The sequence below is a fragment of the Corynebacterium tapiri genome (assembly GCF_006334925.1).
In the GTDB taxonomy this organism is placed as follows: Bacteria; Actinomycetota; Actinomycetes; order Mycobacteriales; family Mycobacteriaceae; genus Corynebacterium; species Corynebacterium tapiri.
Map to the genome: position 1 here is coordinate 1 of NZ_VDHJ01000026.1, position 2,291 is coordinate 2,291.

Below are 2,291 nucleotides of genomic sequence, written 5' to 3' on the forward strand. Positions count from 1 at the left end.
AAGACGCACCGTCACCGATCAAACCATCACACGATGCAGGCCTTTCCAGCTGGGGAAGTTCATAAACACTATCCCCTGCTTCTCCAGTCTCCGTCGACAGTCACTCAACGGCGCTTGTTTGACGTGAACGTAGGCTTGTTTACGTGAGTGGGTCAGTGATCAGTGTGCGTGTAGACACCAAGCAGAAACAGCGCCTCGACGCATTGGCACGAAAGACCGGGCGCACTGCAGCGTTCTATCTCCGGCGTGCTCTCGATGCACACTTGGATGAGTTGGAGTACATCTACGCCCGTGAAAAAGACGCTAAGGCAGCTCGCCGGGGTGAGATTGACACAACGAACGTGAGACGAACGTGAGGCAGAATGCGGCCTGGAACGTGAACTTCACACCCTGAGCCCGCACAGGCGTTGCACAGACTCGATCACCCCAACCAGCGATACATCACGGGATTCTTATGCGACGTCTCGTATCTCAGTGACCCGCGATCACACGGGCACAACTCTTGTCGGCAACACGTCAGGACTTATGGCGCTGGGGGTAGGTAACCATCGCATCGTTGCTGGCATCGACAACCGAGAACCAGACTCACCTTTCTCATCCCCGTACGTGGTTCTGCGTAACCATGCGATTGTTTCCCATCGAGGAAACCTCGCCCACCCTACTGGCTGGTTCGTTTCATCACGGAACGATTCCTAGCGCCGCTTACGTGCGCGTCGTTGGGCACGATTCATCGGACGGGGTGCACGTTCAGCACGCTCCACCTCCGCCATCACACGGTTTAATTCCTGGCCTGCTTCGATCAGATCCCCCACAGCAGGAGTCACGAGCGGGCGACCTCCCGCACGAAGGCGGCGTGCGATGGCGCGCAGAAGTTCAGCTGCAGCACGCGCCGTCTCGTCATCAACATGAGTCGTGACCTTTGCCTGGGCGCGCGCTTGTTCCAGCTCTTGATCATGAGCACGCGCACGCCGATCACGGCTGGCTGCTGCACGACACGCAGCACTACAGAACCGCTTAACCCGACCCTGCGGACCGTTACGTGGCGGGAGAGGACGCGTACACCACTGGCACGTTTCAGCATCAGCGAGCGCACGATTCGACAGTGTCATACACTCATAATATCGCACGTTTGATATTATTTTCCGCGCATTTTTCACGCCGCTGACCAGCGCAAATCCATTCTCACTAAAAGTGCATACTGTGTGTCGTCCAGAACTCAGCGAGGAGCTAACGCCGGGCGAACGGGACTGCACCTCGAACTTGCCCACTCTGGCTGGCAGATCTCGCCACACGACGCGCGAGAGCGAGGAGCTAAGTCACGCACTTTTGACCCACTTAGCGTTCGCGCGAGGCGCACTACTCGTCTTCCGGGGAGCGCGCGGGGCGACGTGGAACGTGGACTGCGGGTACTCGCTTCGCGCACGCGGGGCGCAAGGGCGCGCTACAGCGCCGAACGAACTCGGGAGGCACTCCGGGTGTGCCACCGAGGAACGAAAAATCGCTTAGAGGGGCGCACAGCGCGTCAGCGAGGACGCGCACGGGGCGAATCAGACCTGCCAAGAAAACTCGCGACTTTTGCACCGGGAGTCGCGCACTTTTGACCCCGCCTAGTGTTCGCGCGACGCGCGCTGCTCGACCTCTGATTGCGCACGTTTCACACCGGTACTCGCACGCGCTGGTGCTCGAGAACGACCGGAGATAGACAACACACAGTATGCACTTTTAGTGAGAACGGATTTCCGCTGTTCAGAAGCATGCTGCGCACCAGCGTTACGGAAACGATGGAAGCAGCCCCACCGAGACGTTCTTGCTGAGCACGTAACCGTGAGTTTGACTGCGACCACCTGCAGAGGGCGCAACAATATTGCGCAGGCAATATCTCTGGTCCCGTGTTACTTTCCCGCTGTGAGGAAAAATATTCTTGCAGCAATAGTCACGTCCGCCGCTCTATTTTCTACGTACAACTCGCCTCAGGCGCTCGCTCAGGAAGCAAGTTCTTTAAATCAGGACGCTTCCTCGGAGCAATCGTTCACGTTCCGTTTTGAGTCCGATGGAAATTCGATCACCCCATACGCAGGTACGTTTGGAGCAGGCGCCTGCACAGGAAATTTCTCAAACCCACGCGTAGAGGCTGACAATATTGTTGGCTATGGAATACACGTGACCTGCGTTGGCGAAGGGTACATACCCTTAGACGTGCAAATTGAGCTGCAAGAAGAGCATTTAGGGTTTTTCTACGAAACAGTCGATAGGACCTCGATGAGACTTCACGATGGTTATGGGTTCGTCCG

Annotated in this window: 2 protein-coding genes and 1 pseudogene; 2 read left to right on the plus strand and 1 reads right to left on the minus strand. The window is 57.1% G+C overall.

Going from position 1 to position 2,291, the window contains the following annotated elements; genetic code table 11:
• Window positions 1–164 precede the first annotated feature (164 nt).
• Complete coding sequence (gene relB / locus FHE74_RS10710) at window positions 165–356, plus strand: type II toxin-antitoxin system RelB family antitoxin (protein ID WP_246049293.1); 192 nt, start codon at window positions 165–167, stop codon at window positions 354–356.
• Window positions 357–820: 464 nt separating this feature from the next.
• On the opposite strand, the gene FHE74_RS10480 is transcribed toward relB, so the two are convergent.
• Window positions 821–1,093, minus strand: a complete 273-nt coding sequence (locus FHE74_RS10480; protein WP_139466459.1) for a hypothetical protein — start codon at window positions 1,091–1,093, stop codon at window positions 821–823.
• A 731-nt stretch (window positions 1,094–1,824) separates the two neighbouring features.
• On the opposite strand from FHE74_RS10480, the pseudogene FHE74_RS10745 reads away from it, so the two are divergent.
• A pseudogene (locus FHE74_RS10745) lies at window positions 1,825–2,291 on the plus strand (hypothetical protein); the annotation flags it as partial.